The 23,191-nt window shown below is 62.0% G+C and carries 29 protein-coding genes, 1 tRNA gene and 3 pseudogenes; 12 read left to right on the top strand and 21 right to left on the bottom strand.

The window, feature by feature from the left end:
• Window positions 1–73: 73 nt before the first annotated feature.
• Window positions 74–1,015 carry a hypothetical protein gene (locus H2O14_RS06480; protein ID WP_182826993.1) on the bottom strand — a complete coding sequence of 314 codons (942 nt, stop codon included), beginning with the start codon at window positions 1,013–1,015 and terminating at the stop codon, window positions 74–76.
• Between the two features lie 242 nt (window positions 1,016–1,257).
• Between H2O14_RS06480 and H2O14_RS06475 the strand changes: the two genes are divergently transcribed.
• Both H2O14_RS06475 and H2O14_RS06470 read left to right on the top strand, forming a co-directional pair.
• A complete protein-coding gene (locus tag H2O14_RS06475; RefSeq protein WP_182826992.1) occupies window positions 1,258–1,737 on the top strand; it encodes a VOC family protein in 480 nt (159 codons plus the stop codon).
• Window positions 1,734–1,949, top strand: coding sequence for a DUF4287 domain-containing protein (locus H2O14_RS06470; RefSeq protein ID WP_182826991.1), 216 nt, complete (start codon window positions 1,734–1,736; stop codon window positions 1,947–1,949). The genes H2O14_RS06475 and H2O14_RS06470 overlap by 4 nt, the downstream gene beginning before the upstream one ends.
• Window positions 1,950–2,691: 742 nt before the next feature.
• On the opposite strand, the gene H2O14_RS06465 is transcribed toward H2O14_RS06470, so the two are convergent.
• The 3 genes from H2O14_RS06465 to fba all read right to left on the bottom strand — a co-directional run bounded on the left by H2O14_RS06465 (window position 2,692) and on the right by fba (window position 4,785).
• On the bottom strand, window positions 2,692–3,234 hold the full coding sequence (locus H2O14_RS06465; protein ID WP_182826990.1) for a helix-turn-helix transcriptional regulator: 543 nt from the start codon (window positions 3,232–3,234) through the stop codon (window positions 2,692–2,694).
• Window positions 3,235–3,246: 12 nt separating this feature from the next.
• On the bottom strand, window positions 3,247–3,510 hold the full coding sequence (locus H2O14_RS06460) for a hypothetical protein (RefSeq protein ID WP_182826989.1): 264 nt from the start codon (window positions 3,508–3,510) through the stop codon (window positions 3,247–3,249).
• A gap of 210 nt (window positions 3,511–3,720) precedes the next feature.
• Window positions 3,721–4,785, bottom strand: a complete 1,065-nt coding sequence (fba, locus tag H2O14_RS06455; protein ID WP_182826988.1) for a class II fructose-bisphosphate aldolase — start codon at window positions 4,783–4,785, stop codon at window positions 3,721–3,723.
• 363 nt (window positions 4,786–5,148) lie between these two features.
• Between fba and H2O14_RS06450 the strand changes: the two genes are divergently transcribed.
• Together H2O14_RS06450 and H2O14_RS06445 are read left to right on the top strand one after the other, a co-directional pair.
• Entirely contained in the window at window positions 5,149–5,910 is a 762-nt protein-coding gene (locus H2O14_RS06450; protein WP_182826987.1) for a DeoR/GlpR family DNA-binding transcription regulator, read from the top strand.
• A gap of 26 nt (window positions 5,911–5,936) precedes the next feature.
• Window positions 5,937–6,536, top strand: coding sequence for a nuclear transport factor 2 family protein (locus H2O14_RS06445; RefSeq protein WP_246697312.1), 600 nt, complete (start codon window positions 5,937–5,939; stop codon window positions 6,534–6,536).
• 20 nt (window positions 6,537–6,556) lie between these two features.
• On the opposite strand, the pseudogene H2O14_RS29315 reads toward H2O14_RS06445, so the two are convergent.
• The 5 genes and pseudogenes from H2O14_RS29315 to H2O14_RS06425 all read right to left on the bottom strand — a co-directional run.
• Window positions 6,557–6,655: pseudogene (locus H2O14_RS29315) on the bottom strand (Fic family protein); the annotation flags it as partial.
• Between the two features lie 145 nt (window positions 6,656–6,800).
• Entirely contained in the window at window positions 6,801–6,956 is a 156-nt protein-coding gene (locus tag H2O14_RS06440) for a hypothetical protein (RefSeq protein WP_182826985.1), read from the bottom strand.
• A gap of 182 nt (window positions 6,957–7,138) precedes the next feature.
• Window positions 7,139–7,417 (bottom strand): helix-turn-helix domain-containing protein, encoded by a 279-nt coding sequence (locus H2O14_RS06435; protein ID WP_182826984.1) that lies wholly within the window; start codon window positions 7,415–7,417, stop codon window positions 7,139–7,141.
• 656 nt (window positions 7,418–8,073) lie between these two features.
• Window positions 8,074–8,526, bottom strand: a complete 453-nt coding sequence (locus tag H2O14_RS28410; protein WP_409526945.1) for a hypothetical protein — start codon at window positions 8,524–8,526, stop codon at window positions 8,074–8,076.
• 32 nt (window positions 8,527–8,558) lie between these two features.
• Entirely contained in the window at window positions 8,559–8,909 is a 351-nt protein-coding gene (locus H2O14_RS06425) for a hypothetical protein (protein ID WP_182826983.1), read from the bottom strand.
• 254 nt (window positions 8,910–9,163) lie between these two features.
• Between H2O14_RS06425 and H2O14_RS06420 the strand changes: the two genes are divergently transcribed.
• The 6 genes and pseudogenes from H2O14_RS06420 (at window position 9,164) to H2O14_RS29305 (ending at window position 13,538) form a co-directional block, all read left to right on the top strand.
• Complete coding sequence (locus H2O14_RS06420) at window positions 9,164–9,589, top strand: MarR family winged helix-turn-helix transcriptional regulator (protein WP_182826982.1); 426 nt, start codon at window positions 9,164–9,166, stop codon at window positions 9,587–9,589.
• Window positions 9,586–11,195, top strand: a pseudogene (locus H2O14_RS29310) (MFS transporter). Before H2O14_RS06420 ends, H2O14_RS29310 begins: the two are co-directional and overlap by 4 nt.
• Before the next feature lie 18 nt (window positions 11,196–11,213).
• Complete coding sequence (locus H2O14_RS06405) at window positions 11,214–12,254, top strand: HlyD family secretion protein (protein WP_182826979.1); 1,041 nt, start codon at window positions 11,214–11,216, stop codon at window positions 12,252–12,254.
• Window positions 12,255–12,311: 57 nt separating this feature from the next.
• Window positions 12,312–12,635: a type II toxin-antitoxin system RelE/ParE family toxin gene (locus tag H2O14_RS06400; protein ID WP_182826978.1), complete on the top strand. Its 324-nt coding sequence runs from the start codon at window positions 12,312–12,314 to the stop codon at window positions 12,633–12,635.
• Window positions 12,632–12,937 carry a helix-turn-helix domain-containing protein gene (locus H2O14_RS06395; protein ID WP_182826977.1) on the top strand — a complete coding sequence of 102 codons (306 nt, stop codon included), beginning with the start codon at window positions 12,632–12,634 and terminating at the stop codon, window positions 12,935–12,937. The genes H2O14_RS06400 and H2O14_RS06395 overlap by 4 nt, the downstream gene beginning before the upstream one ends.
• 38 nt (window positions 12,938–12,975) lie before the next feature.
• Window positions 12,976–13,538, top strand: a pseudogene (locus H2O14_RS29305) (NADAR family protein).
• On the opposite strand, the gene H2O14_RS06385 reads toward H2O14_RS29305, so the two are convergent.
• The 7 genes from H2O14_RS06385 to H2O14_RS06360 all read right to left on the bottom strand — a co-directional run bounded on the left by H2O14_RS06385 (window position 13,535) and on the right by H2O14_RS06360 (window position 18,181).
• On the bottom strand, window positions 13,535–13,942 hold the full coding sequence (locus H2O14_RS06385; RefSeq protein ID WP_182826976.1) for a hypothetical protein: 408 nt from the start codon (window positions 13,940–13,942) through the stop codon (window positions 13,535–13,537). The pseudogene H2O14_RS29305 and the gene H2O14_RS06385 sit on opposite strands and share 4 nt — an antisense overlap.
• 15 nt (window positions 13,943–13,957) lie before the next feature.
• The gene (locus tag H2O14_RS26750; RefSeq protein ID WP_312858558.1) at window positions 13,958–14,623 is read right to left on the bottom strand and encodes a nickel/cobalt efflux transporter; all 666 of its coding nucleotides are present in this window, start codon (window positions 14,621–14,623) and stop codon (window positions 13,958–13,960) included.
• A complete protein-coding gene (locus H2O14_RS26745; protein WP_210275419.1) occupies window positions 14,611–15,201 on the bottom strand; it encodes a nickel/cobalt efflux transporter in 591 nt (196 codons plus the stop codon). Before H2O14_RS26745 ends, H2O14_RS26750 begins: the two co-directional genes overlap by 13 nt.
• 9 nt (window positions 15,202–15,210) lie before the next feature.
• The gene (locus H2O14_RS06375; RefSeq protein WP_182829286.1) at window positions 15,211–15,486 is read right to left on the bottom strand and encodes a metal-sensing transcriptional repressor; all 276 of its coding nucleotides are present in this window, start codon (window positions 15,484–15,486) and stop codon (window positions 15,211–15,213) included.
• 140 nt (window positions 15,487–15,626) lie between these two features.
• Window positions 15,627–16,037 carry a DUF1236 domain-containing protein gene (locus tag H2O14_RS06370; RefSeq protein ID WP_182826975.1) on the bottom strand — a complete coding sequence of 137 codons (411 nt, stop codon included), beginning with the start codon at window positions 16,035–16,037 and terminating at the stop codon, window positions 15,627–15,629.
• Between the two features lie 81 nt (window positions 16,038–16,118).
• Window positions 16,119–17,489 (bottom strand): cell wall metabolism sensor histidine kinase WalK, encoded by a 1,371-nt coding sequence (locus H2O14_RS06365; RefSeq protein WP_182826974.1) that lies wholly within the window; start codon window positions 17,487–17,489, stop codon window positions 16,119–16,121.
• On the bottom strand, window positions 17,489–18,181 hold the full coding sequence (locus H2O14_RS06360; RefSeq protein WP_182826973.1) for a response regulator: 693 nt from the start codon (window positions 18,179–18,181) through the stop codon (window positions 17,489–17,491). The genes H2O14_RS06365 and H2O14_RS06360 overlap by 1 nt, the downstream gene beginning before the upstream one ends.
• 303 nt (window positions 18,182–18,484) lie before the next feature.
• Here H2O14_RS06360 and H2O14_RS06355 point away from each other — a divergent pair, with 303 nt between their 5' ends.
• Complete coding sequence (locus H2O14_RS06355; RefSeq protein ID WP_182826972.1) at window positions 18,485–19,171, top strand: TetR/AcrR family transcriptional regulator; 687 nt, start codon at window positions 18,485–18,487, stop codon at window positions 19,169–19,171.
• A gap of 360 nt (window positions 19,172–19,531) precedes the next feature.
• Window positions 19,532–19,831: a hypothetical protein gene (locus tag H2O14_RS06350; protein WP_182826971.1), complete on the top strand. Its 300-nt coding sequence runs from the start codon at window positions 19,532–19,534 to the stop codon at window positions 19,829–19,831.
• Window positions 19,832–19,921: 90 nt separating this feature from the next.
• On the opposite strand, the gene H2O14_RS06345 is transcribed toward H2O14_RS06350, so the two are convergent.
• From H2O14_RS06345 to H2O14_RS06325, 5 genes are all read right to left on the bottom strand, one after another.
• Window positions 19,922–19,998: transfer RNA gene (locus tag H2O14_RS06345), tRNA-Pro, on the bottom strand.
• A 151-nt stretch (window positions 19,999–20,149) separates the two neighbouring features.
• The gene (locus tag H2O14_RS06340) at window positions 20,150–20,815 is read right to left on the bottom strand and encodes an ABC transporter ATP-binding protein (RefSeq protein WP_182826970.1); all 666 of its coding nucleotides are present in this window, start codon (window positions 20,813–20,815) and stop codon (window positions 20,150–20,152) included.
• Entirely contained in the window at window positions 20,812–21,657 is an 846-nt protein-coding gene (locus H2O14_RS06335) for an ABC transporter permease (RefSeq protein WP_182826969.1), read from the bottom strand. Before H2O14_RS06335 ends, H2O14_RS06340 begins: the two co-directional genes overlap by 4 nt.
• A gap of 31 nt (window positions 21,658–21,688) precedes the next feature.
• Window positions 21,689–22,465 carry a hypothetical protein gene (locus H2O14_RS06330; RefSeq protein ID WP_182826968.1) on the bottom strand — a complete coding sequence of 259 codons (777 nt, stop codon included), beginning with the start codon at window positions 22,463–22,465 and terminating at the stop codon, window positions 21,689–21,691.
• A complete protein-coding gene (locus H2O14_RS06325; protein WP_182826967.1) occupies window positions 22,366–23,106 on the bottom strand; it encodes a hypothetical protein in 741 nt (246 codons plus the stop codon). Before H2O14_RS06325 ends, H2O14_RS06330 begins: the two co-directional genes overlap by 100 nt.
• Window positions 23,107–23,191: the final 85 nt, after the last annotated feature.

Genomic DNA, 23,191 nt, shown 5'->3' with positions numbered 1-23,191 from the left:
GGCCGTTCCGCAATCACCCTAAAAGGGTCCCGGCGTTGCTCCCTGCGTGGTTTTTCGACGGCGCCGCCGCGCGTCAGTGCGGGCGCAGTTCCTGTGGATGCTGCTTGAGATAGGACATCAGGTGCCGCCGGCGCTCTGCGCCGCGCACATGCGCCGGTCCCGCCGGTCTGGGAGCGATCACCTGCGGCGCGCGTTCCTCGACGCGCTCGTAAATCAGTTTCCAGGTCCGTTTGACGGTGTTGATCGAAATGTCGAGCGCCGCGCCGATCTCCTCGTCGGTCATTCCCTGGCTCGCCAGCTCCAGCAACCCGCGTTGCGCCGGCGAGAAGCGAATGATCGGCGGCGCATGCGCAAAGATCTGCGATGTGATGGAATCGGGAAAGATCGGCAGCGCGTCGTCGCGGCGGCGATGGGTGAGGGCGATCTCCATCTCGCCGAGCCGGTAGCGTCGGATCTCGCGCATGCCGGAACTGATCAGCACGCCGGCGACCGGCTCGGGATCCTCGCGCGCCGCCTGCTTGAGCAGAAAGCCGGAATGCGCCTCGACGAAATGGCCGATGGCGCGGGCAAGAAGCACCCGGCAGCGCGGATCCTCCGGATTGTCATAGCGATGCGCAAAGCCGATCACCAGCAGGTTGAGCCCCGGGCCGGAATTGCCGGCGGCGATATCGCTTTCGCGCGCAAGAATGCCGCCTTCGCCGCGTCCGGCCTTCAACAACATGTCCAGGGCGCCCATGGGTCTGTCGCCGGTCAGGAATTCCGCAATGGCCTCATCGGTCACGAAAGCGCTCGCGCCGACCGCCGACAACACCAGAGGATCGTCCGCCCGGTTGTGAACCTCCTCGATCATGCCGCCGCGCAACGTGCCTGCCGCAAGACGCTCGGCGCAGAACTCCAGCAAAGCCGGGTCGGTCACCGTCCTGCGCCAGAGATGGCGTTCGAGAAAGCCGAGCATGGCCGCCGCATCTTGCGCCCGCGCCATCCTCGCGCGGACCGCCACCGGTGTCTGGTTCATGAACAGCGCCATCCGCAAGAATTCTACATCATGGCTAAAAATCCGCAGATCCGCCGCCAAGTCAATCTCTCGATCGGGCTCGACCGCAGATATTCTCCGCACTCTCCGAAGAGGGCGTCGCGATCGCCGCAATCCGGTGCTGCCCCTCGATGGCAAGCGGCGAGAAAATTCACATCGCGCGTCTTGTGCGCTTTCCGTCGCCCTGACAGGATCGGCCTTCGAACAGGACGGGGAGGAGAGCCATGTCCAGCAACCGTATTTGCCTCTGGTACGACCGCGACGCCGAAGACGCCGCCCGCTTTTACGCCGACACATTTCCCGACAGCCGTCTCGGCCGCGTGATCCGCGCGCCGGGCGATTTCCCGGACGGTCGCGAAGGCGACGTGCTGGTGGTGGAATTCACCGTCGCCGGCATCGACTGCATCGGCCTCAACGGCGGCCCGACCTTCACGCAATCGGAAGCCTTCTCCTTCCAGATCGTCACCGACAGCCAGGAAGAGACCGACCGCTACTGGAACGCCATCATCGGCAATGACGGCAAGGCCAGCGACTGCGGCTGGTGCAAGGATCGCTGGGGCGTTTCCTGGCAGATCACCCCGCGCACGCTGCTCGACGCCATGGCCGCCGGCGGCGACGAGGCCCGCCGCGCCTTCGCCGCGATGATGACCATGCAGAAACTCGACGTCGCCGCCATCGACGCCGCGAGACGGGAACCGCAATGACCGACGACAAGATCAAAGGCCCGGCTTCTTATTTTCCCGCCATCGAAAAGAAATACGGCCGCTCGATCGCCGACTGGCAGGCGCTGGTGCGGGCGCGCGCTCCCGCCAGGCATATGGAGCTGGTGGCGATGCTGAAGACCGAGCACGGCATGGGCCACGGCCACGCCAATGCGATCGTGGCGCAGACGCTGGCGGAGGAAAAGGGCGGGTGAGGGGGCGAACGCACACATTCTACAGCTCGGCAGAGCAATGTGCGAGCCACATGTTCGCGCCGGCCGCCACGTAAGTCCTGCTCGATCTACGCCGAGCATCTGCCTGGGTCGCGCATCTGATGGAAGCTTCGGCGGTTTGGGAAAAGACTTCAGCCTTAGAGACAAGCCTTAGGGTGAAGGGCGGAATGCGAACGCTAAGCGCCGTAGAATCTTGATCGAGTTTCGAATCTTGTGTGTTCTAAGTTTCATGGAAAATAAATGAAGACTGTGTTTGATTCCTGTAATCGATAGTCAATCGACCAAGTCTTAAAAAGTCTATTCCTAGTATCATCTGATATCCGACACTATTGAATTCTATCGCGACCGCAATTATTTTTACCTTTATAAAGGACTAATCAAATCCTAGAGTCATATCATAGGCGTTCTACAACCTACGGTATCCATGGACAGCAATTGAAGGTACGTCGAATTCAATCGGAATCAAAGAAGTCGGCAGTAGCCTCTTGTCAACTACAGAACGTCCGGCTCCGGTATCTATCATTGCGATCAGTGGAATAGCAGGCATATCACGTTGCGGCCAAACTGCTGACACTCTTATTACTGCGCGTGAATAGTCTACGTTGGTAACTTCCCCTTTGCCGGTCTGAAATATAATTGGAACTATGTAAGCCGCCTCCTGTTCTATCATGTTTGTGATGTTTGAGGCGTACTACTCCTCGTCCGCCTAACGCTCGCGGGCTCCCTAACCAAGGCGACGATTGTCAACAAAATCGTACTCCGCCGCTGCTTCGCGACTGTGGCTACGTGCTACTTCTTTCGCCATATTCAACTCACGCGCAACGCAAGCCGTTTCTCGCAAAGCTTTATCCAACTTATAGTCCTGACGCGTCTCCAGCCAGTCCAGCACGTCCGAGAGATGCCAAAGCGTCACCGATGGACCGTCATGGACGGGGCTCGGAAAATCAGAATGAGACAGCATGAGTTTACGGATGTTCTGTCGGGTTTTTCCGACGAGTTCCGCGACCTCGGTGGCGGTGACGATATCGGGATGGACTTCGACCAGCGTTGCGGTCGGCAGCACGGACTTGACGTCCTCGAGCGCGGTTCGAACCGCGTTTCGCGCATCGTCGGCCTCCCGGTCAAACCGTAAAGCGAGCCGACCCGCAATCCCGAGGCCGACCAATGCATCCGTGCAGCCCGCTTCGCCCAGCCGCTCGACGATCGCGTCATGATCGGCGTCATCATCAGCCAAGCGGTATTTCAGTGTGAAATTGTAATCCGGCATTTATTCACCCAGTCATATCTTGGTCGTCGCGGTCTTTTTGCGCGTTGTGCAATTGTCGACCACGCGCCGCAGCCCTTTGGCATGGTTTGCCGAGTTCTTTGGCGTGCTCCAGATACTGGTGATGCAAAACTCGCCGCATCGGCACACATCTTCTCGATAGGGACAGAACATCTTGCCCCAAGCGTGGCTTCCCCCGACGCTGATGCGCCAACCTGACGCTTCGGCATATTTCAAAGCGTCCTCGATATCCTTCTTCGGATGATGGGCGCGCAACATCAGGCTCCATAGTCGTAGAACATGGTGAAGTTGTCAAGTGACAACCGAAATTTAAGGGCTGTGCTTATGGTGCTATATATTCTCTAGATTGAAAAGAGGTGGTCTTCTCGTGCGCTCGCAGGTTTAGGTAAAAGTCGTCCTAAACCGAAAACGGAAAAAACCGGAGGCCTCCCGGCCCCCGGCTCCGTCCTCATCCAGCCTGCTGAGACCTCACCCCACCTTGGGCGCCAAACTGCCGCTCTTATACCGCTTGGCCATCTCGGCGAGCCCGATCGGCTTGATCTTGTCGGCATGGCCCGCCGTGCCGAATTCTTCGAAGCGCTGCGTGCAGAGCTTTTTCATCGCCGCCATGGCCGGGGCCAGATATTTGCGCGGGTCGAATTCGCTGGGGTTTTCGAACAGCACCTTGCGGATCGCGCCGGTCATCGCCATGCGGTTGTCGGTGTCGATATTGATCTTGCGCACGCCATGCTTGATGCCGCGCTGGATTTCCTCCACCGGCACGCCCCAGGTCGGCTTCATCTCGCCGCCGAACTTGTTGATGATCTCCTGCAGGTCTTCCGGCACCGACGACGAGCCGTGCATCACGAGATGCGTGTCGGGCAACTTGGCGTGGATCGCCTCGATCACGCTCATCGCCAGCACGTCGCCATCCGGCTTGCGCGAGAATTTATAGGCGCCGTGGCTGGTGCCCATCGCCACCGCCAGCGCATCCACCTGCGTGTCGCGCACGAATTGCGCCGCCTGGTCCGGATCGGTCAGCAACTGGTCGTGGGAAATCTCGCCCTCGATGCCGTGGCCGTCCTCCTGCTCGCCGCCGCCATGTTCGAGCGAGCCGAGCACGCCGATTTCGCCTTCCACCGAGACGCCGCCCCAATGGGCGATGTCGACCACGCGGCGGGTGATGCCGGCATTGTAGTCGTAATCGGCCGCACTCTTGCCGTCTTCCTTGAGCGAGCCGTCCATCATCACCGAGGTGAAGCCGTGCTGGATGGCCGTCATGCAGGTGGCTTCGTTGTTGCCGTGGTCGAGATGCATGCAGATCGGGATGTCGGGATGGATTTCGACCAGCGCGTCGATCAGTTTCGCCAGCACCACGTCATTGGCGTAGGCGCGGGCGCCGCGGCTCGCCTGCAGGATCACCGGCGCGCGCGTCGCCTGAGCGGCCTCCATGATCGCCAGTCCCTGCTCCATATTGTTGATGTTGAAGGCGGGGACGCCATAGCTGTATTCGGCTGCGTGATCGAGAAGCTGTCTGAGCGTGATGCGCGCCACGTGTTATCCTCCTGTTTCCCTGTGTCGGCGATATGGAAAGTCTAGTCCCATGTTTGACGTTTGCCATTTCAAACGTTTTAAACGGAATTAAACATTTAAGTCCCCGTCTAGGTGCAATCTCGGAAAATGAAAGTCAAGACCGGAAACAATTTGAAATTTTGAAATGAAATCAGTCCTCCGACATTCCACTCTTCCTGCCTGGACGGGATAAAATATTTAAATCGATTTTATAAATGTCGCGCTGATCTTTGCCGTACGTGCCTCAGTGTCGAAGAAAACGTGCTGACTCCGCTTGTGTTCCCGGCCCTTGCCAGCCGCGGCGCGATCGGCCAAAACCGCAGGCGGAGAATGGAAGGGGCGAGCATGAAATCGGAAGATCGTCGCGACGGCATCATGCAATGGCTGCTCGCCGAGGGGCAGGCCGGGGTCGATGATCTCGCGGCTCGCTTCGCCGTCTCCAAAATGACCATCCATCGCGATCTCGACGAACTCGAGCAGAGCGGCTTTCTGCGCAAGGTGCGCGGCGGCGCCACCGTGCAATCCTCCGCCCGGTTCGAAAGCGATTATCGTTACCGGCAGAAAATGGCCGCCGACGAGAAGGAGCGCATCGCTCGCGCCGCCGCCGGTCTCGTCGAGCCCGGCCAGACGGTGATCCTCGACGACGGCTCCACCGCCGGCCGCGTCGCCGCCCATCTGCTCGATCTGAAGCCGCTCACCGTCATCACCAACAATCTCGGCGTCATCACGGCGCTCGCAGGCGAGGCGGGCGTCAACCTCATCGCGCTGGGCGGGCAATATTCCAAGAAGTTCAACGGCTTTTTCGGCCTGGTCACCGATGCGGCGCTCGCCTCGCTCTCCGCCGACATCGCCTTCCTCACCGCCTCCGCCATCCAGGGCGCGACCGCCTTCCATCAGGAACAGGAGGTCGTCGTCACCAAGCGGGCGATGATGCAAAGCGCCGAGCGCAGCTTCCTGCTGGTCGATCGCGGCAAGTTCGACAAGCGCGCGCTGCACGCCTTCACCCCTCTCTCCGCCTTCGCCGGCGTCCTCACCGGCGGCGCGCTGGAGCCGGAGAGGGCGCGGTTGATGGCGGAAAGCGGGGCGACGGTGAGCGTGGCGGGGTGAGGGATATGTCATCAGCAAACACCGTCATGACCGATCCCGTCCAGGCGCAACTCGACGCCTACAACGCCCGCGACATCGACGCTTTCATGCGGTTCTGGGCGGAGGATTGCGGCTATTACGCTTTTCCCTCGACGCTGCTGGCGCGCGGCGCGGAAGAAATCCGCGCACGTCATGTCGAGCGGTTCCGCGAGCCGGATCTGCATGGCCGGCTCGTCTCGCGCATCGCGCTCGGCGATCTCGTCGTCGATCACGAGATCGTCACGCGCAACTTCGAGGAAGGCCTGGGCGAGGTGGAGGTGGTGGCGATCTACGAGATCCGCGACGGACTGATCGCCAACGCCTGGTTCAAGATGGGTGAGAAGCGGTTGGAGGGGAGGGCTGAGATCGTCCGCTCGGGATCTGCGCCAACGAGGCGTCCCTATATCGGACGGCGCGCATTGTCCGTCGTGGAAGCCTCCTATTGCCCATCCGCCAGGGGTTGTTCGGTTTCGACGATGAAGGCTTCGAGAAACACTTCCAGCTCCAACGCCTCTTTCTCACCCTCGATGACGGCGATGATCATCTCCGCCACGACGGGTTCTCCCGATTGTCCGATGACCTCGTCGAGGCGCTGGTCGAAATCATAGCCGTGACGCTGAAGGAACAGCCGTGCGCAGTGAAACGCGGTCCGCTTGTTTCCCTGAAGAAAGGCATGCGCTCTGGCAATCGCCACGAGCGTAACAATTGCGAGGTGGAGTAGATCCTGCTCGCCGTCGTAAAGGCTGCATTCTCCGGCCGCGCAAGCGCGCCTTCGAGTTTACCTGGATCGATGAGCTGATGTGGTTCACGGGTCGACGCACAGTTGACGGCGTTGATCGTTACGGCGTCATGCGTCCCGATCCAACGGAAAGTCATTTGGCGAGCGCAGCGTTGATCCGTGGAAAGCGTTTCAGGGAATCCTGCGCAGACTGCTCCGCGTCCACCGTCTCCACGTTGCGGACCTGGAATTTCGCGGTTCTCTGGGTCGCGCCCTGTTCTTCCTCAGGGCCGCTTGTCTTGGTGAGCATCGTGTCGCTCTCCCTTCCGCGTCATGGTTGAGTCATATCCCGCACGTTGTATTTTGTATAAATAACACTTGGGCGTCGTCTATTCAAGCTGATGTTCTCCGGCGCGGGGCAATCGGTTGAGCGGCTGCCGATCACAACGGGGAGGCGGCCGCTGTTCCGAGCAGAAGCCCAGAGCTTCGACCTCACCCCAGCGCCTCCGTCACGAGCTCGGGAAACCGCGCGATCACCGACACATAAGCGAGCGCGAAATCGGGCGGCGTGGCGCGCGCCTGCTCCCAGTCTCTCAGCGCGCCGACGGGCACGCGAAAGCGCGCGGCGAATTCCGCCTGCGTCAGTCCGAGGCCGGCGCGCGTCCTGCGGATGATGCGGGCGCGCTGTCCACGCTCCAGCGCTTCGGCGCTGACGTCGAAATCTTCGTCGTCGTCAGGCGCCGCCATCAGCGCGAGTGGCTCTTTCTTCACCGGAATTGCTCCTTCTCACGGATATGAAGCGGGGCCGATCCGGATATCCTGCAGCAATTTCGTCGTTGCGCGAGACGTTGCCCAAGCCGATCTCTCGCAATTGACGAATCGTCCCCGCCGTCGCACCTTGCTCACCGGCGCGGCCCGCGCCTCACCTCCTCAGGTCATCCCGGCATGGCCCCAGCGTGAAGGCAAAGGGAGTTTTCTCGGGTTCATCCACCGTGGTTCGGTCTGCCGGATGCGGTTGCCGGGGAATGCGGGTCCGGCGTCGAAAGGCCCGATCATGACCGACAACAGACGCTTCAAGCGCCTTGTGCGCGCCCGGGCAGTGAAAACCGGCGAGAGTTACACGACGGCGCTGTGATCCAGCCGAAAACGCGAGCGCCAAGCGCCGCTTTCGCTGACCTTGGCAGTCCGCCAAACCGTCTATTGCGACGATCGCTCCGATGAGCAGCGCTGCGGGCGGGCTCTCTTGCTCCAATTTCACGTCAATGACCCGGCGCCGCGCCGCGCCCTCTCGCGACGAAGTGTCGGTTTCTTGCCTCCCATACGTCCTGACGACGATCTGAACGGCATCCCGCCGCGAGAATTGATAGGTACGAAAGCGAAACGGGTGCGGCAGCTGTGAGGACCGCGCGGATTGAGCCGAAGCCGGTTCAGAAGACGAAGAAGTCGCCTGCATTGATGCGAAGACCGCTGTCAATCGTTGCAAACTGCACGGCCTTGTTGTTTCCGAAGCCGTCCTCGTCATAATACAGTTTGCCGGTGTCGGTTTCGTAGATGATGCGATCATCGGCATCGCGCGCGGCGCCCAGCGTGTTCGCGCTGAAAAGGTCTTTATTCAGCTTCACCGGCGTCGTATCATTCGCATGCAGGGCCGTGAACTCGGCATCGTCGAGCCAAATTGTCTCGTGGGCGTTATCGAAGTCCTTGATGGTGTCCTTCGTAATCCCCGGTGTGTTGTAGAAAAAGAACCGGTCGTCGCCGGCGCCGCCGATGAGGATATCATTGCCTTTTCCGCCGGAAATCATATCCGCGCCGCTTCCTCCATTGATCGAGTCGTTGCCGGCGCCCCCAGCCAGATAATCATTTCCTGCCGATCCGCTTATCTTATCGACATAATTGGAGCCAAAAACAATGTCTACACCCGAGGGCCGTTGTATTTTGCCTTCTCGTCGTAGCTTATCATCTTGAAATCGAATGTTATACTTGTCCCGCTATTGAAGTCGTCGAGTTCGTATTTTCCTGTAATCGCCTTGCCGGGAGATATGACGTGGTAGAAATTCAAATTTAGTTCACTGTCGAATTCGTTTTCAATTTTATCATTTTTCTCTGTTTTTCCGAGAGAATATGTGACTTCTCCATCGTACAGATCATTGCTTCCTTCCGATAGTCCGTAGTCGAAATCGATATATATTCTGTTTCCAATTTTCTCGAGTTCGATATACGGAGTTCTGTCGGTTTTATTGAAGCTTTGATTGATGGTCGTCATTTAAAGTTCTCCCTTTTTGCAGATGATTGCATAATTTAATAAAAAGTAAAGCAGTATATATGGCTTGATAATTTCTACTTTGGTTGGATTTTTGTTGCGGTATTCAATCATTGATTGCTCTATCCTATGTCAGGCGACAATCCGGGATCTCTTGGTCCGATTGACTCGGCCTCGCGTTCAGAAAACGAGAAACGAGCCTTTACAATAATCGATAGGCGCCTAAATAGTAGCATGCTATCGAAAAGGCTCCGAACATGCCGCTGTCGCTCTACGACCAGATGAACCTGCTGACCCGCAAGGTCCGAAAAACCTTCGACAATCACGCCCGCGCCCGCGGCATGACGCTGGCGCGGGGACGGTTGTTGCGGCTGCTGGGCGGCGCGCCCGAGGGCTTGGCGCAGAATGTCGTCGCCCAGGAAATCGAGGTCGAAGGCCCCACGCTGGTGCGCATGCTCGATGGCCTGGAAACACAGGGTTATCTCGTGCGCCAGAGCGATCCCGGCGACCGCCGCGTCAAGCTGGTCCGGCTGACGGAGGAGGGGCGTCGGCAATCCGCCGAGGTCGAGGCGCTCGCCCAGGATTTTCGCGCCCGCCTGCAATCCGGCCTCGATCCCGCCGATGTCGCCGCCTTCGAGCGCGTCGTCGCGCGAATGGCGAAAAATGTCGAGGAACTGGCATGAGCGAGACCGCCGTCCAGCCGCAGCAACCACCCGCCGCACCGCAGGTCGCCCACACGCCCCGGCCGTTCCTCTTCTATGTGCTGACCGCCATCGCGCTCGGCCTCGCCCAGGGTTTTGGGCTCAATTTCATTTCCGCCAACATCACCCAGATCCAGGGCCAGTTCGGCGTCACCACCAATGAATCCGCCTGGCTGCTGGCAGCCTATTACATCCCCAATGTCAGCCTCTCGATCATCCTCATCAAGGTGCGCAATCAGTTCGGGCTCAGGAATTTCGCCGAGATCGCCATCGTCGTTTTCCTCGCCGTCTCCGCCATCCACCTCTTCGTCGATGATTTTCATTCGGCGCTGATCCTGCGCTTCTTCGCCGGCGCGGTCGGCTCGGCGCTGTCGTCGCTCGGCTTCCTCTACATGCTCGAACCGTTTCCGCCGGCGCGGAAGATGACGGTCGGCCTGTCGCTGGCGCTCGCCAATCAGGCGTTGGCGGCGCCGCTCGCCCGCATCCTGTCGCCGGCGCTGCTCGATCTCGGCGGCTGGCATGCGCTTTATCTGCTCGAAGTGGCGCTGTCGCTCATCGCCTTCGCGCTGGTCTACAAGGTGCCGCTCGGCCCCATGCCGCGCACCATGACCATCCGGCTCATCGATCTGATCAGCTACGGCTTTCTCGCCGCCGGCCTCGGCTGCTTCGCCGTGGCGCTGACGCTCGGCCGTTATTACTGGTGGCTGGAGGCCCCGTGGATCGGCGTGCTGCTCGCCGTGGCGGTGGCGGGCGTCGCGGCCACCGTCGTCATCGAACTCAATCGCAAGGAGCCGCTGCTCGACATCGCCTGGCTGACGTCGCCGCCGATGCTGCATTTCCTCGGCGTGCTCCTGCTGTTCCGCGTCGCGCTGTCGGAACAGGCCTCCGGCGCGCTGGCGCTGCTGACGCAATTGGGGCTCGCGCCCTATCAGCTCACCACGCTGTGGACGGTCATTCTCATCGCCTCCGTCGGCGCCTCGGCCTTTGCGCGGTGATCCTCAAGCCGGGCCGCGAACCGCTCATCCATGCCGTGGCGCTCGTCATGATCGGAACCGGCGCCTGGATGGACGCCTCCGCCACCAATCTCACCCGCCCCGAAAACATCCTGTTCAGCCAGGCGCTGATCGCCGCCGGCGGCGGCCTGTTCCTGCCGCCGGCGCTGTCGGCGGGCTTCGTCGGGGCGCTGAAGAAGGGGCCGAATTACATCACCAGCTTCATCATGGTGTTCATCTTCACCCAGACCATGGGCGGCCTGTTCGGCGCGGCGCTGTTCGGCACCTTCGCGACCATCCGTGAAAAAGTCCATTCGGTCGATCTCGTCTCCCATCTCGGCCGCGCCGATCCTCTGGTCGCCGCCCGCGTCGCCCAGCTCGGCCAGGCCTATGCCAGAGTGCTGACCGACAAAGCGCTGCTGACGGCCGAAGGCGGGCAGTTGCTCGCCCAGCAGGTGACGCGCGAAGCCTGGGTGCTCGCCTATAACGACCTCTTCCTCGCCATCGCCGCCATCTGTGCGCTGGCGCTTTTGACCCTCATTGTCCACACCGCCTGGCGCGCGGTCTTTGCCCGTCCCGCGCCCGCCGCCGTCTGAACCACCGGAACCACGCTCATGTCCCGCATCATTCGCACCATCGCCAGCCTTCTCGCCATCCTCGCCGGCCTCAGTGGCGTGCTGCTCATCCTCTATGTCTGGAAACTGCCGCCCTTCACCACGTCGGTGGAGACCACCGACAACGCCTATGTGCGGGGCCAGGTGACGTTTCTGGCGCCGCAGGTGTCGGGCTATGTGCTGCAGGCGCCGGTCACCGATTACCAGCGGGTCAAGAAGGGCGATGTGGTGCTGAAGATCGACGACCGCATCTATGTGCAGAAGCTTCGCCAGGCCGAGGCGACGCTGGCCTCCGACGACGCCCAACTCGCCACGCTGGAGCAGGAGCGCGCTTCAGACGAGGCCAAGCTCAGGGCGGCCAAGGCGAAGGTGGACAGCGCCAATGTCGGGCTGGAAACAGCCCAGGCGACTTATGGCCGCAACCTTTCGCTCGCCCGCCAGAACGCCATTTCGCAGACGGCGCTGGAGCAGAGCGAAAGCGCGCTGGAAGCCGCCCGCGCCAGCCTCGTCTCCGCCCGCGCCGACGCCGATGTCGCCCAACAGGCGCTGGTCTCGCTCGCCGTCTCCCGCAAGCAGTATGAAGCGGCGATCGAAGGCGCGCGCGCCGCGCTCGAACTCGCCCGCATCGACCTCGCCAACACGACGATCCGCGCGCCATCCGATGGCCGCCTCGGCGAAGTCGCCGCCCGCGTCGGCGCCTATGTGACCACCGGCACGCAGCTGATGTCGGTGGTGCCCGACCGCATCTGGATCTCGGCCAATTTCAAGGAGACCCAGGTCGCCGCCATGCGCATCGGCATGCCCGTGACCTTCACAGCCGATCTCCTCAAAGGCCAGACCTTCACCGGCCGCATCATCGAGAGCTTCTCGCCCGCGACCGGCAGCGAATTTTCCGTGATCAAATCCGACAACGCCACCGGCAATTTCACCAAAGTCACCCAACGCCTCCCCGTCCGCATCGCCATCGACGAGGGCCAACCGGCGACGGACAGGCTCGCGCCGGGGCTCTCGGTGGAGGTGCGGGTGGATACGGCGGGGTGAGGGGGCCTAGAAAATTTACCGCTAGTCTGCCTGTATCGAATTTGATACTTTGTCGTTATGAAGGCGATCGAATGGCTTGGAAGCAGCAGGGCGGATGTTCGAGCGTTTCCTGAAGACGCACGGATCGATGCCGGTTGGCAGCTCGAACTGGTTCAGCGTGGAGAAGACCCAGACGATTGGAAGCCGATGCAGTCGATCGGCCCAGGCGTGCGGGAAATAAGGATCCGAGAGCCGTCCGGCGCTTTTCGGATCATTTTTCTGGCGACGTTCGAAGACCGTGTTCTGGTGCTTCACGCGTTTCAGAAGAAGACGCAAGCGACCTCGAAGAAAGACCTAGATCTAGCGGTTCAACGGCTTAAAAGATGGAAAGCGGCACAATGACCACTGAGACATATGACAGTGTCTGGGACGCCCTCTCCGACACCGCTGAGGAAGCCGCCAATCTCAAGGCGCGCTCGGCGCTGCTCTATGAAATCCGCAAGGCGGTTCTGAAATGGGAGCTGCCGCAGGAAGAGGCCGCCAAACGCCTCGGCCTCACCCGTCCGCGCGCCAATGATCTCTTGCGCGGCAAGCTCGCGAAATTCTCGCTCGACGCCCTTGTCAACATCGCCGCCGCCGCGGCTCGACATCGAGATCCGGGTGAGGGACGCGGCGTAGCAAGCGCTTGCATGTTCGGGTTCTGATAGTTGACAGCCGATCGTAAAGCAACTTTAACGGCGTTATGTTCGCCGACCGCACCGCTCTCGAGCGCGCCTATCAAGCCGGAACGCCGCTCGAATTTCTGATGTTCTGGGGCCATCGACCTCTCAAGGATGGCCGTATCGGCGCGTCCTGTCTCAGCCAATGGTGGCCCGCCGTCTTCGAGGTATCGGGTCTTCGCTATCCCACCACCGAACACTGGATGATGGCGGAGAAGGCGCGGCTGTTCGGGGATCATGAGACGACGGCGAAGATCCTTTCGGCTTCGAGCCCGCAGGAGGTCAAGCAACGCGGCAGGGAGGCGAGGGGTTCGATCCTGATGTCTGGGATCGCGACAAGGCCGGGATCGTGGAAGAGGGGAACTTTCACAAATTCGCGCAGAACGCCGAACTTGCAGCCTTTCTCATCGCCACCGGCGATCAGATCCTCGTGGAGGCGAGCCCGGTCGATCGCATCTGGGGCATCGGTTTGGCCGCCGATCATCCGGATGCGCAAAATCCGCTGCTCTGGCGCGGTGAAAATCTGCTCGGTTTCGCGCTGATGAACGTCCGCAAACGCCTTGCGTCGCCTGCATCTCCCGCTTAGTTTTGCCGCCTGAGCGCCATCGAATATCTGACGTTGTAAACCAGGAAGTCTCCCTCCGGACTGATGACTAGCCCGATGATATTGCGTCGTTGAAAATCATATTCCTCGGCGGGGTCATCGACACGCAAATCCACCGTCGTCGCGCCGTCCTGCTGGATGAGCCGCCAGCTATCGTAGATGACAGTTTTTCCCATCACCTTGATGCGCGCGCCGTGGATCGAGACGGTGTAGCTGTCATCCTCCGCTCCGATCCAGTCTCCCTGCATCTCCGCCGGCAGCGCTGTGAGGCGCGCGTCCTTATCCATCGCATCGCCTCCCGCCTTGGCGGTGGACGAGATGGTCAAGGCCATCGTCGCGATCATCAGTGAGAAAGCGAGCGTCAGGATGCTCGTGGGTCTCGCCATGTTCACCCATCCCCCTCACGCCCCGCCCCCGATCCCCTGCCAGCCATGCAGGCAGGTGTAGATCCCGACCGCCAGGATCAGCAGACCTGACAGATAAGGCGCGCGGGCCGCGATTGCGCTGAGGCCGCGCCAGCGCTTGCCGGCTTGTCGGAGGCTCAGCGCCGCAATCGCTCCGACCGAGACCAGCGTCAGCGCCAGACCGATCGAAAAGCACAGCACCAGCGTGAAGCCGAGCGAGAATTCCTTGAGCTGCAGACAGAGAAGAAGGATGGTGATGGCGGCGGGGCAGGGGATCAGCCCGCCGGTCAGGCCGAACAGGACGATCTGGCCGGTGGTGGCGCGGCCGTTGGCGAAGCGCTTGCGGATGTCGTTGGCGTGCGCCCGTTCATGGGCGTCCTGATAGTCGTCGGCGCCGCCGGCCAGCCCATGCATTCCGGCATGCGGCGCGTCATCGCCCGGCCTGTCCAGATAAGCGAGATCATAGGCATGGCTGTGGCCGCCATGGCGGAGCGTCAGCCGCGCCGTGAAGTCGTGCGGCTCGTCGACCGCATCGACCGATTGCAGCCAGTCGCCGCGCTCGGCGAACACGAAGACGCCGAACGTCCCGTCCGGCCGCTCGGTGGTCAGCTTCACGTCATAGGCCGACCAGCGCGGCCCGCTTTCCGTTTTCAATCGCCACACCGCCGGTCCATCGCCTTCATGAAGCTCCAGCGCCACGACGCCATGGCCGGTGTCGATGCGCCTGATATCGGGGGCGAGGAATGCCGATGCGCGTGGGACCGCACCGCGCCATGGTGATGAGAATGGCCATGGCGATGGTGATCATGATGCCCATGATGTCCATGATGCGCATGATGATGGACGCGCCCATGGCGCCCGTCATGACCATGCCCCGCCGCATGATGAGTCATCGCGTGCTCCCGTCGCACCCGCCAGATCATCCACAGCGCGATGGCGATGATCACCAGGCCGGAGGCGAGCTGGAAATAGGGTTCGATCGCCTCGGCGTCCACGCCCTGCCACAGCGTCATGCCCACGAGCGCGATGCCCCAGACGACGGCCGTATGCGACAGCGTCGCCGCCAGCCCCAGCAGCGCCGCCTGCAGCACCGTGCCCCTGACCGCCACGATGAAGGCGGCCATCATCGTCTTGGAATGGCCCGGCTCCAGCCCGTGCAGCGCCCCCAGCAGGATGGCGCTGGGGATGAACAGCCAGGCATGCGCCGAGCCTTGCTGCAACAATGCGTCGAACCCGGGCATGAGCGCTCCTCAGAGATAACGGGCGATGGCTTTAAAGTCTGCGATGGTCTGGCGCTCCTCGCGCCCGAGGCTGCCGACGGCGCTGTCCAGGCAATGGTCGAGATGATCTTCGATCAAAGTGCGCTTGGCGCTGGCCACGGCCTTTTCCACCGCCTGCAATTGCTGGGCGACATCGAGGCAGGGGCGTCCGCCCTCGATCATGGCGATCACGCCGCGCAGGTGGCCTTCGGCGCGCTTCAGCCGCTTGACGATTTCGGGATGGCTCACATGGCGGTGGTCGGTCATGCTCCACATGCTATCCCCTGGGAGGGGATGTGGCAAGGCGCTCTCGCATGACGACTTGCGCAAAAATCTGTACGAAAAAGCCCTTGCGAGGCAGGGGGTCGCAAGGGCTTTCGACTGGAGGTTCGGGTGGGGAGCCCGGTTTATTCGATGACCCTCACCACGGTGTGGGTGCGGGGGTCGACGATCACGCGCTGTTCGTTGACCACGGTATAAGCGTAGGCCTCGTCGCCGGGAATGGGCGTCAGCGCGACTTCGGCGGGCAGGGGCTCGCCGACCACGATCGGCTGCTGCACCACCACGCGCTGTTCCGGAAGCGGCTGCTCCTGGACATAGGTCACAACGCGCTCGGAGGGAGGATCGAGCACGGCGCCGGCGGCGAGACCGACCGCGCCGCCGACCACGGCGCCCACGGGACCGCCCACGATTGCGCCGGTGGCGGCGCCGCCGGCTGCGCCTGTCAGCGCGCCGTCATTGTCGTCATCGGCGTAAGCGGGAGCGGCGGCGAGGGTGGCCAGGGCGAGGCAGCCGGCCGTCAACAGCTTGAGTTTCATGACAATCTCCTTTTTCATCGATGTCTCGATGACCCCTAACGCGGCTCGCGCGGATCGGGTTCCGCACGGATCGGCCTCATGTCAGTCCAGTCGGGGGATGACGATGGTCACGGTCAGCCCGCCTTCGGGATTGGCGAGCGCCTCCACCGAGCCGCCATGCGCCTCCACCGCGCGGCGGGTGATGGCCAGGCCGAGGCCATAGCCGGATTCGCTTTCCTGCAGCCGGGTGAAGGGGTGGAAGATCTTCTCGATATCCTCCTGCGGCACCACCGGGCCGGGGTTGCGGATGGCGAGATCCAGCGTCTCGCCGCCGCTCCCCAGCGACGACGAAATCCTGATCCGGCTGCCCGGCGGCGAATATTTCACCGCGTTGCGCGCGACATTCTCGATGGCGCGGTAGATCAGTTCGCCGTTCACCCGGGTCACGAAACTCTGCGCGCCGGCATAGTCCATGCCCACGCTCTTGGCCTGCGCCTCGAAGGCGGCGTCGTCGATGATCGCGGCGACGAGGTCGATGACGTCGATCGTCTCGCGTTCGAGCGAGGCGGCGGCGTTGGGGCCGAGCCGGGCGAGCGTCAGGATTTCCTCGACGAGTCCGTCCTGGCGCTTGATCTCGCGCTCCATGCGCGGCAGGAGCGCCTCGAGCCGCGCGGGATTCTTGCGCAGCAGGCCGACGGCCGCCTGCAGCCGCGAGAGAGGCGAGCGCAATTCATGCGACACGTCGTGAAACAGCCGCTTCTGGGCGGCGTCCATCTCTTCGAGCTTGGCGGCGGTGACGTCGAAATCCTTGCCCAGCGTCGCGAGTTCGTCGCGGCGCCGGCCCAGCTGCCGGCCGATCCGCACCCGGAAATCGCCGCCCGCCAGCGTCTTCAAGCCGCCGCGCAGCTTCATGATCGGCGCGACGAGATAGCTCGCGAGCAGGAAGGACGAAATGACGCTCGCCATCAGGCCGGCGATGATCGGCAGCACCGCGGGCGCATAGCGATCGAAATAGGACAGCCGTTCCTTCTGGATTTCGATGTGATAGCAGGCGCGCTCGCCGCGCGCGTCCAGCCGCACGACGCCGTCCTTGTCCGGCCGTATGGGCGGATGCGGCGGCGCGTCGATCTCGTCGGAGGTCGATAGGGGCTTGTCGCTCTGGCCGCCGTTGAAGAATGGATGATCGGCCCAGGTCTTGCAGTCCTGTGGCCCGCCCAGCGGCCCCGGCGTCACCCGCGCCCGGATGGGCGGGGTCAGGCGCGCCAGCATCGCGGTATAGGCGCGCGCCTCGTCGATCTGGTCGCGACGAAGATAAGCGTTCAGCGCCTCCATCGTGTAGAATTCGCGGCTGTCGATGAAACTGTCCTTCGGCGGCAGCACGCGGAGATAGGCGTTTGCGGCGGCGATGATGGCGATGGCGCCCGCCATGGTCAGCCAGATGGTCAGGAACGAATGCCAGAAGGTTCGCCCCATCAGCCCTCCGTCACCAGTTGATAGCCCTGGCCGCGCACGGTGCGGATCCACGACTGGCCGTTCTCGGCGATGCCGAGCTTCTGGCGGATCGAACTGACATGCACGTCGATTCGGCGGTCGAACGGCGCCAGCGGCTGTCCGAACACCCGTTTGGCCATGTCCTGTTTCGACACCAGCTGGCCGGCGTTGCGGGCCAGCACTTCGAGAATGGAATATTCCGCGCCGGTCAGCTCCAGCGGCTGGCCGCGCCATTCGGCATGGCGCGCGGCGGGGGTGAGCACCAGCGACCCGGCCTCCACCACGCGCGAGCCGCCGTCGCCCGGCGCCTGGCGGCGCGAGCGCCGCAGGATGGCGCGCAGCCGCGCCACCAGTTCGTCGGGCGAGCAGGGTTTGGGCACATAATCGTCGGCGCCGAGATTGAGGCCGGTGATGCGGTCGACATTGTCGCCGCGCGCGGTCAGCATCACCACCGGCACGTCGCTCGAGCGGCGAATGCGCTGCAGCACCTCGATGCCGTTCATCTTCGGCATCATGATGTCGAGCACGACGATGTCGTACTGGTTGGACAGGCTCTCTTCCACGCCCTGCCGGCCGTCATGCACCGCATGCGCGTCGAAGCCCTCCTCGACCAGGTATTCGGTGAGAAGCGAAGTCAATTCGACGTCGTCGTCTATGAGAAGAACCTTGGCCATGCGTCCGGGATACACCCTCAAATCGGCTTTTCCAGTAATTTTACCTAACTTTACACTGCCTTAACAGCACTTAACGCAGCGATCGCTATGGTGCTGCCGGAGCGAGGATGACACCTCGTCCGGGATGCGCATCGCGTGGTCATGACAGGCGGCCGTCGAGGACGCAGACCGCAGGCCGCATCGGACGAGGCGCAGTGGCCACAGGGTGAGCATGACGCAAGGGCGAAGCCGCCGGACGCGTGATCCGTGGGAGCGAGGCGGATCCGGTCCGGACCTGGCTTCCAGACAAACAGGAGCCCGACTTTGACTTTGGAATCGACCCATCACAGCCTATCCGCCGCCGCCGATCGCATCATGACCGACGACCTCGACGCCGTCGGCGAAACCGCCCGTGCCAAGCGCGGCCGCGGTCGCCCCAAGGTGCGCAGCGACGAGGAGCAGCGCGACATCATCGTCGAGCGCGCCGCCGACATCTATCTGCGCAGCGGTTACGTCGCCATGCGCATGGACGATATTTCGGCCGCCTGCCGCGTCTCCAAGCGCACGCTCTATCGGCTTTTCCCCAGCAAGCTGCATCTGTTCCGCGCCATTGTCGGCCTGATGAACGCGCAGCTCTTCGACTTCGACGATGTCGAACCCGGCGACACCGTGGAGCGCGCGCTGTCGGCGATCTTTCGCGTCGATATCGACGAGGAGACCGATCAGAAGCGGCAGAATTTCCTGCGTCAGGCGCGCCAGGACGCCGTGGCGTCGCCCGAGATCGGCGACGTCCTGCGCGAGGATTGCCTGGATCGCGCCCGCCGTCGCCTGACGGCCTGGTTCGAGCGCTGGAGCGCCGCCGGCCTGCTCAGCGCCACAAATCCCCAGGCCGCCGCCTACATGCTGATGGACATGGCCTATGGCGCCGCCGACGGCGATCAACGCAAAGGCGCCTCTGGCCGCGCCTTTATCCGCACGTGCATCCAGTATTTCGTCAACGGCGTCCGCTGAGGCGTCCGCGGTCTCCGACCTCGTCGCGTCCGACCGTTCCAATGTGAGCCGTTCTGCCCGCGCCGTTTGCGTCAGATAGGCTCCTGCCGGCCGATCTCGAACCGGCCCCCGAAGATCCCGCGCCTCGTGCGCGGGATTTTTCGTTGGCAGGCGCCATGTTCGGCGCGCCGGACGACCGCGACCATCGCCGGATAAATGCGCCTCGTTCCCGCGCCTCACCCATTTGGGGGAAGCTTTAGCAAAAAGCTGAGCTACGCTCGGATCTGGGTCTTTCAGGCGGCGTCCGATGCGATGGGGCGATCGGCGCCGGGTTTTGCGTGACGCGCCGCGATGCGGTGCGGAAGGGGAAGGGTGTTTTCGATGGCGGACTATGAGCCGGTTCAGACGATCCTGTTGATCTTCGCAGCGGTCGTCTATGGCGCGATCGCCACGGGCTGCGTCATACGCACGCTGTTCGAAGGCTATGCGACGCGGGCGTCCTGGGATATCTGGCGCGTCTGCGGTCTGATCCTCTGCTTCGCCTGGCCGATCCTGATCGTCGCCTCGCTGGCGCCGTCGGCATTCCGGCGAAGGCCTCTGCGCGAGACGCCGCGTCCGTCACGCCTTCCACGCACCGACATTCGCCGCGCCGACTGCGAACGGGTTCCAAACAACGGATAGGATTGCGCGCGCCGCGCGTCTCGAACAGGGGCTGTTTATGCGCTCGCGACGTCTATGCGGGGAGGGAAGTGATTTTCGGGAAGGTCAACTTGGTCGGAGTGGCAAGATTCGAACTTGCGACCCCCTCGTCCCGAACGAGGTGCGCTACCAGGCTGCGCTACACTCCGTAACTCAAGTTGAGGGTCGTATAGACCGCTCATTTTGTTTCCGCAAGTCATTTCGTCAAAAAACTTCAAGGAAATGTGGATTGGCGCTATCTAACTGAAAAGCCGAGAAAAATCCGCAAGGGAAGCGGGGATTTGCACGCCGTTTTTCCGATCAGACATAGACCTTGTTGATCTCGTTGAACACCATGCGGGCTTCTTCGAAATTCTCGAAAAGCGTCAGTTTTCCTTCATGGAGCACGCTTGCCGACGTGCACAATCGCGCCGCATAATCCGCGTCGCTGGTCGCGATCAGCACGGCGAGCCGGTCACGGCTGTCCTGCAGATATTGAAGGCATTTCCTGCGGAACTTCATGTCGCCGACATTGATCGTATCGTCGATCAGGATATGCTTGAAACCCAGCGACAGGACCGCGCTGACCATGAAGCGCCCGCGCGTCTGGTTGGAATAGCTCTTCAACGGCAGGTCCATCTGCCGGCCCAGCTCCGAAAAGGCGGCGCAGAAATCCAGCGCCTGCGCGAAACTCACGCCGTAGACGTCCGACAGGAAGCGCATATTCTGGCGCCCCGTCAGCTTCTGGGATAGGGCGGCGCGGAAATCGGCCGGATAGGAAATCCGGGCGGTTCGATGGATCTTGCCTTCCGACAAGGTCTCGTTCCCGCAGATCGTGTTCAGGAGCGTCGTCTTGCCCTGGCCTCTCGGCGCCAGCACGGCGTGATAGTCGTCATCCCCGAACACGGCGTTCAGATTGCGAAACACCCATTGGATCTGGCCGCGCCTGTCCCGGTAGGCCTTGCCGACATTGTCAAGCGCGATCATATGAACTCGTCTTCGTCGTCGTCGCCTCTCGCGCGGATGATTTCTTTGCGGAACAGCCGTTCCATCGCCAATGAAAACAACAAGACCGCGGTGGAGAAGGTGAGGAGATAGTGGGGCGAATAGACAGACAGGTAATCCAGATAGGAGTGAGACCGCAGTCCCTCGACGCAATGCAGGAACGGGTTCCAGATGATGAACTTCAGGATGTCCGGGGGCATCTGCGACGGAACGAAGAGAACGCCCGACGTCATCATCAGCGGCATGGACATCATCTTCCACATGCTGCGCCATACCGGCACCAGAGCGCCGACGGTGGCGTTGAACATCGCCATGGACAGGCTGAAATACAGGATCAGCAACATCGAGAGAACGAAGCCCTCGAAGTCGGTGATGACCTGAATGTCGAGGATCCGGCCCACCGCGGCGAAGAACACCGTCAGGATCACGATCCAGATCACGAACTCGACGATGGTTCGCGCCACGACGGTGTCGAGCGGCTTGACCAGCCCGAACTCGAACAGCGCCCTGTTGGCCTGGATCGCCCGGCCGCCCGTATTGACCACGGCGCGAACCGCGCGGAACGCCACGACGCCGGTCAACAGGAACATCACCGAACTTTCGCCGAAGGCGGGGCTGACATTCTTGAAATAGATGCGAGCCAGCAACAGGATGCCCACCAGGATCGCAGGCTCGATGATCGTCCAGACATAGGAAATCGGCGAGGCGCCGAAACGGTTGGCGGCCTCGCGGAAAATCATGCCGACGATGACGCGCAGATTGTTCTGCGCGCCTCTCAGGACGGTAAAATTGTCGTTTCGCCGGGCGGCGTCGATCGTCGTCACGATAGTCTCTTTCGGAGTGAGTCCGATCAGATCAGATCGCATGGTCTTTGAACGAACGGTAGAAGAACTGCGCGAGCAGCCAGACCGCCATCAGCACCAGCAGCGAAATGAACGTGTCGAGAAGCCGCATCGGATAAAGCGCGATTTCGGGGCGAACCGGCGAGACGAACACCGCGAAATAACGGTCCTGCTTCTGCGCTTCGGTCAACGAGGTTTCGAACGCCGCCAGGGCCGTCGTGTAGGCCTGTGTGGAGAATTCGAGCTGCACGGTCAGGTCCTCGAATTTCGTCAGCACGCCGGGAATATTGCCTTCTTCGTTGACCCGACCCGCCTTGGTCGGCTTGTTCGGGTTTTCCGAGTCGTCCGGCAGCAGCATCTTTTCCTTGAGGATGCCGAGCTGATTTTCCAGCCCCTTGATCGTGCGCTTGAGCACCACGACCTGCGGGGCGTCGTTCGACACGCTCTGCAGCGCCGTGTTCAGCCGGGTTCTCGCGCCCTGCAATTCGGATTCCAGTTTCTGCGTCAGACTGAAATCGAGTGCGGAAAGCTGCTTGGGATCGATGATCTTCTCTTCCGACCGCAGGCGTCGAATTTCGCTGCGCACACTCTGCAGCCGGGCCTCGGCGCGTTCGACCTGCATCGAGGCGACGCGCGTCATCTGCTGGCGTGAGCTCTCGCTGAGCGAGTTGACCAGCTTTTCCGACACTTTCAGCACGGCGTCGGTAATCGCCTTGGAGTCGTCGGCCGAGAATGCGTAAATATAGAGCGTGGTGTTTCCGGTCGTCGAGTTGAAGCTGATCTCGACCATGTCGCGCCAGTATGCGGTGAATTTCTCCAGCGGCATGTCGGGCGAAATACGGTAGAGGAAATCGATGTTCTGGCCCGAATAGTATTGGCGGAGGTCGATGCCGAGTTCACGCGCACGTCACGCACCAATTGCTGCGATTCGATGTAGCTCGACACGATATAGGAATCATTGGATTGCACGGATGTGCCGAACAGGCTGCCGAGGCCGAAGCTCGACATCGACGAGGCGTTGGAGCCGCGCACGGAAAACTGCGATTCCACCACATATTGCGGGCTGGCCAGGAACATGAAGTAGAAGGCCGTCATGGCCCCCGGTATCACCACGAACAGGATGAAGGACAGGTTGGTCCAGGAAACCTGCACGAACCGCTTCTTCGGAGTCCGGAACACGTCTCCGTCCTCGCTGTCGACCTCGGCCGGCTCCCGAACCGCCGGCCTCGGCGCGAGCGCCTCGTCTGCGACCACCGAAATAACCCTGCCGGTCTCGGACGACGCTGGACCGATCACGGCTTCGCCCGGCGCGTCCTCCGTCAGCTTCTGACGCGCGGCGCGCCTGCGAAGGCGCTGTTCGCGCTGTTCGTCACTGGTGATCGGAAACCGGATGGTTTCGATCGTGTCATCCGTGGTCTTCGGAACTGTCATCTCTGATTCCAAATATATGGGTCGGCGTTGGAAAGGGCCCCACCGCAAACAAGCAAGAAACCGATCCCCAGCGTCGAACGCAAGG

Source organism: Rhizobium sp. G21 (genome assembly GCF_014158035.1).
Lineage (GTDB): Bacteria > Pseudomonadota > Alphaproteobacteria > Rhizobiales > Rhizobiaceae > Rhizobium_E.
Note: the sequence above shows the minus strand (reverse complement) of the source record. Positions and strands in the feature narration are given on the sequence as shown.

What these genes read in the sequence shown, in the direction of transcription:
- H2O14_RS06350 (WP_182826971.1), top strand. Translation starts at nt 19,532, where the DNA reads ATGGCGGACTATGAGCCGGTTCAGACGATCCTGTTGATCTTCGCAGCG.
- H2O14_RS06440 (WP_182826985.1), bottom strand. Translation starts at nt 6,956, where the DNA reads ATGCTCACCAAGACAAGCGGCCCTGAGGAAGAACAGGGCGCGACCCAG.
- H2O14_RS06325 (WP_182826967.1), bottom strand. Translation starts at nt 23,106, where the DNA reads ATGACAGTTCCGAAGACCACGGATGACACGATCGAAACCATCCGGTTT.
- H2O14_RS06480 (WP_182826993.1), bottom strand. Translation starts at nt 1,015, where the DNA reads ATGAACCAGACACCGGTGGCGGTCCGCGCGAGGATGGCGCGGGCGCAA.
- H2O14_RS26745 (WP_210275419.1), bottom strand. Translation starts at nt 15,201, where the DNA reads ATGCCCGGGTTCGACGCATTGTTGCAGCAAGGCTCGGCGCATGCCTGG.
- H2O14_RS06425 (WP_182826983.1), bottom strand. Translation starts at nt 8,909, where the DNA reads ATGACGACCATCAATCAAAGCTTCAATAAAACCGACAGAACTCCGTAT.
- H2O14_RS06385 (WP_182826976.1), bottom strand. Translation starts at nt 13,942, where the DNA reads ATGGCGAGACCCACGAGCATCCTGACGCTCGCTTTCTCACTGATGATC.
- H2O14_RS06330 (WP_182826968.1), bottom strand. Translation starts at nt 22,465, where the DNA reads ATGGTCGAGATCAGCTTCAACTCGACGACCGGAAACACCACGCTCTAT.
- H2O14_RS06450 (WP_182826987.1), top strand. Translation starts at nt 5,149, where the DNA reads ATGAAATCGGAAGATCGTCGCGACGGCATCATGCAATGGCTGCTCGCC.
- H2O14_RS06445 (WP_246697312.1), top strand. Translation starts at nt 5,937, where the DNA reads ATGACCGATCCCGTCCAGGCGCAACTCGACGCCTACAACGCCCGCGAC.
- H2O14_RS06420 (WP_182826982.1), top strand. Translation starts at nt 9,164, where the DNA reads ATGCCGCTGTCGCTCTACGACCAGATGAACCTGCTGACCCGCAAGGTC.
- H2O14_RS06470 (WP_182826991.1), top strand. Translation starts at nt 1,734, where the DNA reads ATGACCGACGACAAGATCAAAGGCCCGGCTTCTTATTTTCCCGCCATC.
- H2O14_RS06395 (WP_182826977.1), top strand. Translation starts at nt 12,632, where the DNA reads ATGACCACTGAGACATATGACAGTGTCTGGGACGCCCTCTCCGACACC.
- H2O14_RS06365 (WP_182826974.1), bottom strand. Translation starts at nt 17,489, where the DNA reads ATGGGGCGAACCTTCTGGCATTCGTTCCTGACCATCTGGCTGACCATG.
- H2O14_RS06475 (WP_182826992.1), top strand. Translation starts at nt 1,258, where the DNA reads ATGTCCAGCAACCGTATTTGCCTCTGGTACGACCGCGACGCCGAAGAC.
- H2O14_RS06460 (WP_182826989.1), bottom strand. Translation starts at nt 3,510, where the DNA reads ATGTTGCGCGCCCATCATCCGAAGAAGGATATCGAGGACGCTTTGAAA.
- H2O14_RS06370 (WP_182826975.1), bottom strand. Translation starts at nt 16,037, where the DNA reads ATGAAACTCAAGCTGTTGACGGCCGGCTGCCTCGCCCTGGCCACCCTC.
- H2O14_RS06340 (WP_182826970.1), bottom strand. Translation starts at nt 20,815, where the DNA reads ATGATCGCGCTTGACAATGTCGGCAAGGCCTACCGGGACAGGCGCGGC.
- H2O14_RS06360 (WP_182826973.1), bottom strand. Translation starts at nt 18,181, where the DNA reads ATGGCCAAGGTTCTTCTCATAGACGACGACGTCGAATTGACTTCGCTT.
- H2O14_RS06405 (WP_182826979.1), top strand. Translation starts at nt 11,214, where the DNA reads ATGTCCCGCATCATTCGCACCATCGCCAGCCTTCTCGCCATCCTCGCC.
- H2O14_RS06375 (WP_182829286.1), bottom strand. Translation starts at nt 15,486, where the DNA reads ATGACCGACCACCGCCATGTGAGCCATCCCGAAATCGTCAAGCGGCTG.
- H2O14_RS06400 (WP_182826978.1), top strand. Translation starts at nt 12,312, where the DNA reads ATGAAGGCGATCGAATGGCTTGGAAGCAGCAGGGCGGATGTTCGAGCG.
- H2O14_RS06465 (WP_182826990.1), bottom strand. Translation starts at nt 3,234, where the DNA reads ATGCCGGATTACAATTTCACACTGAAATACCGCTTGGCTGATGATGAC.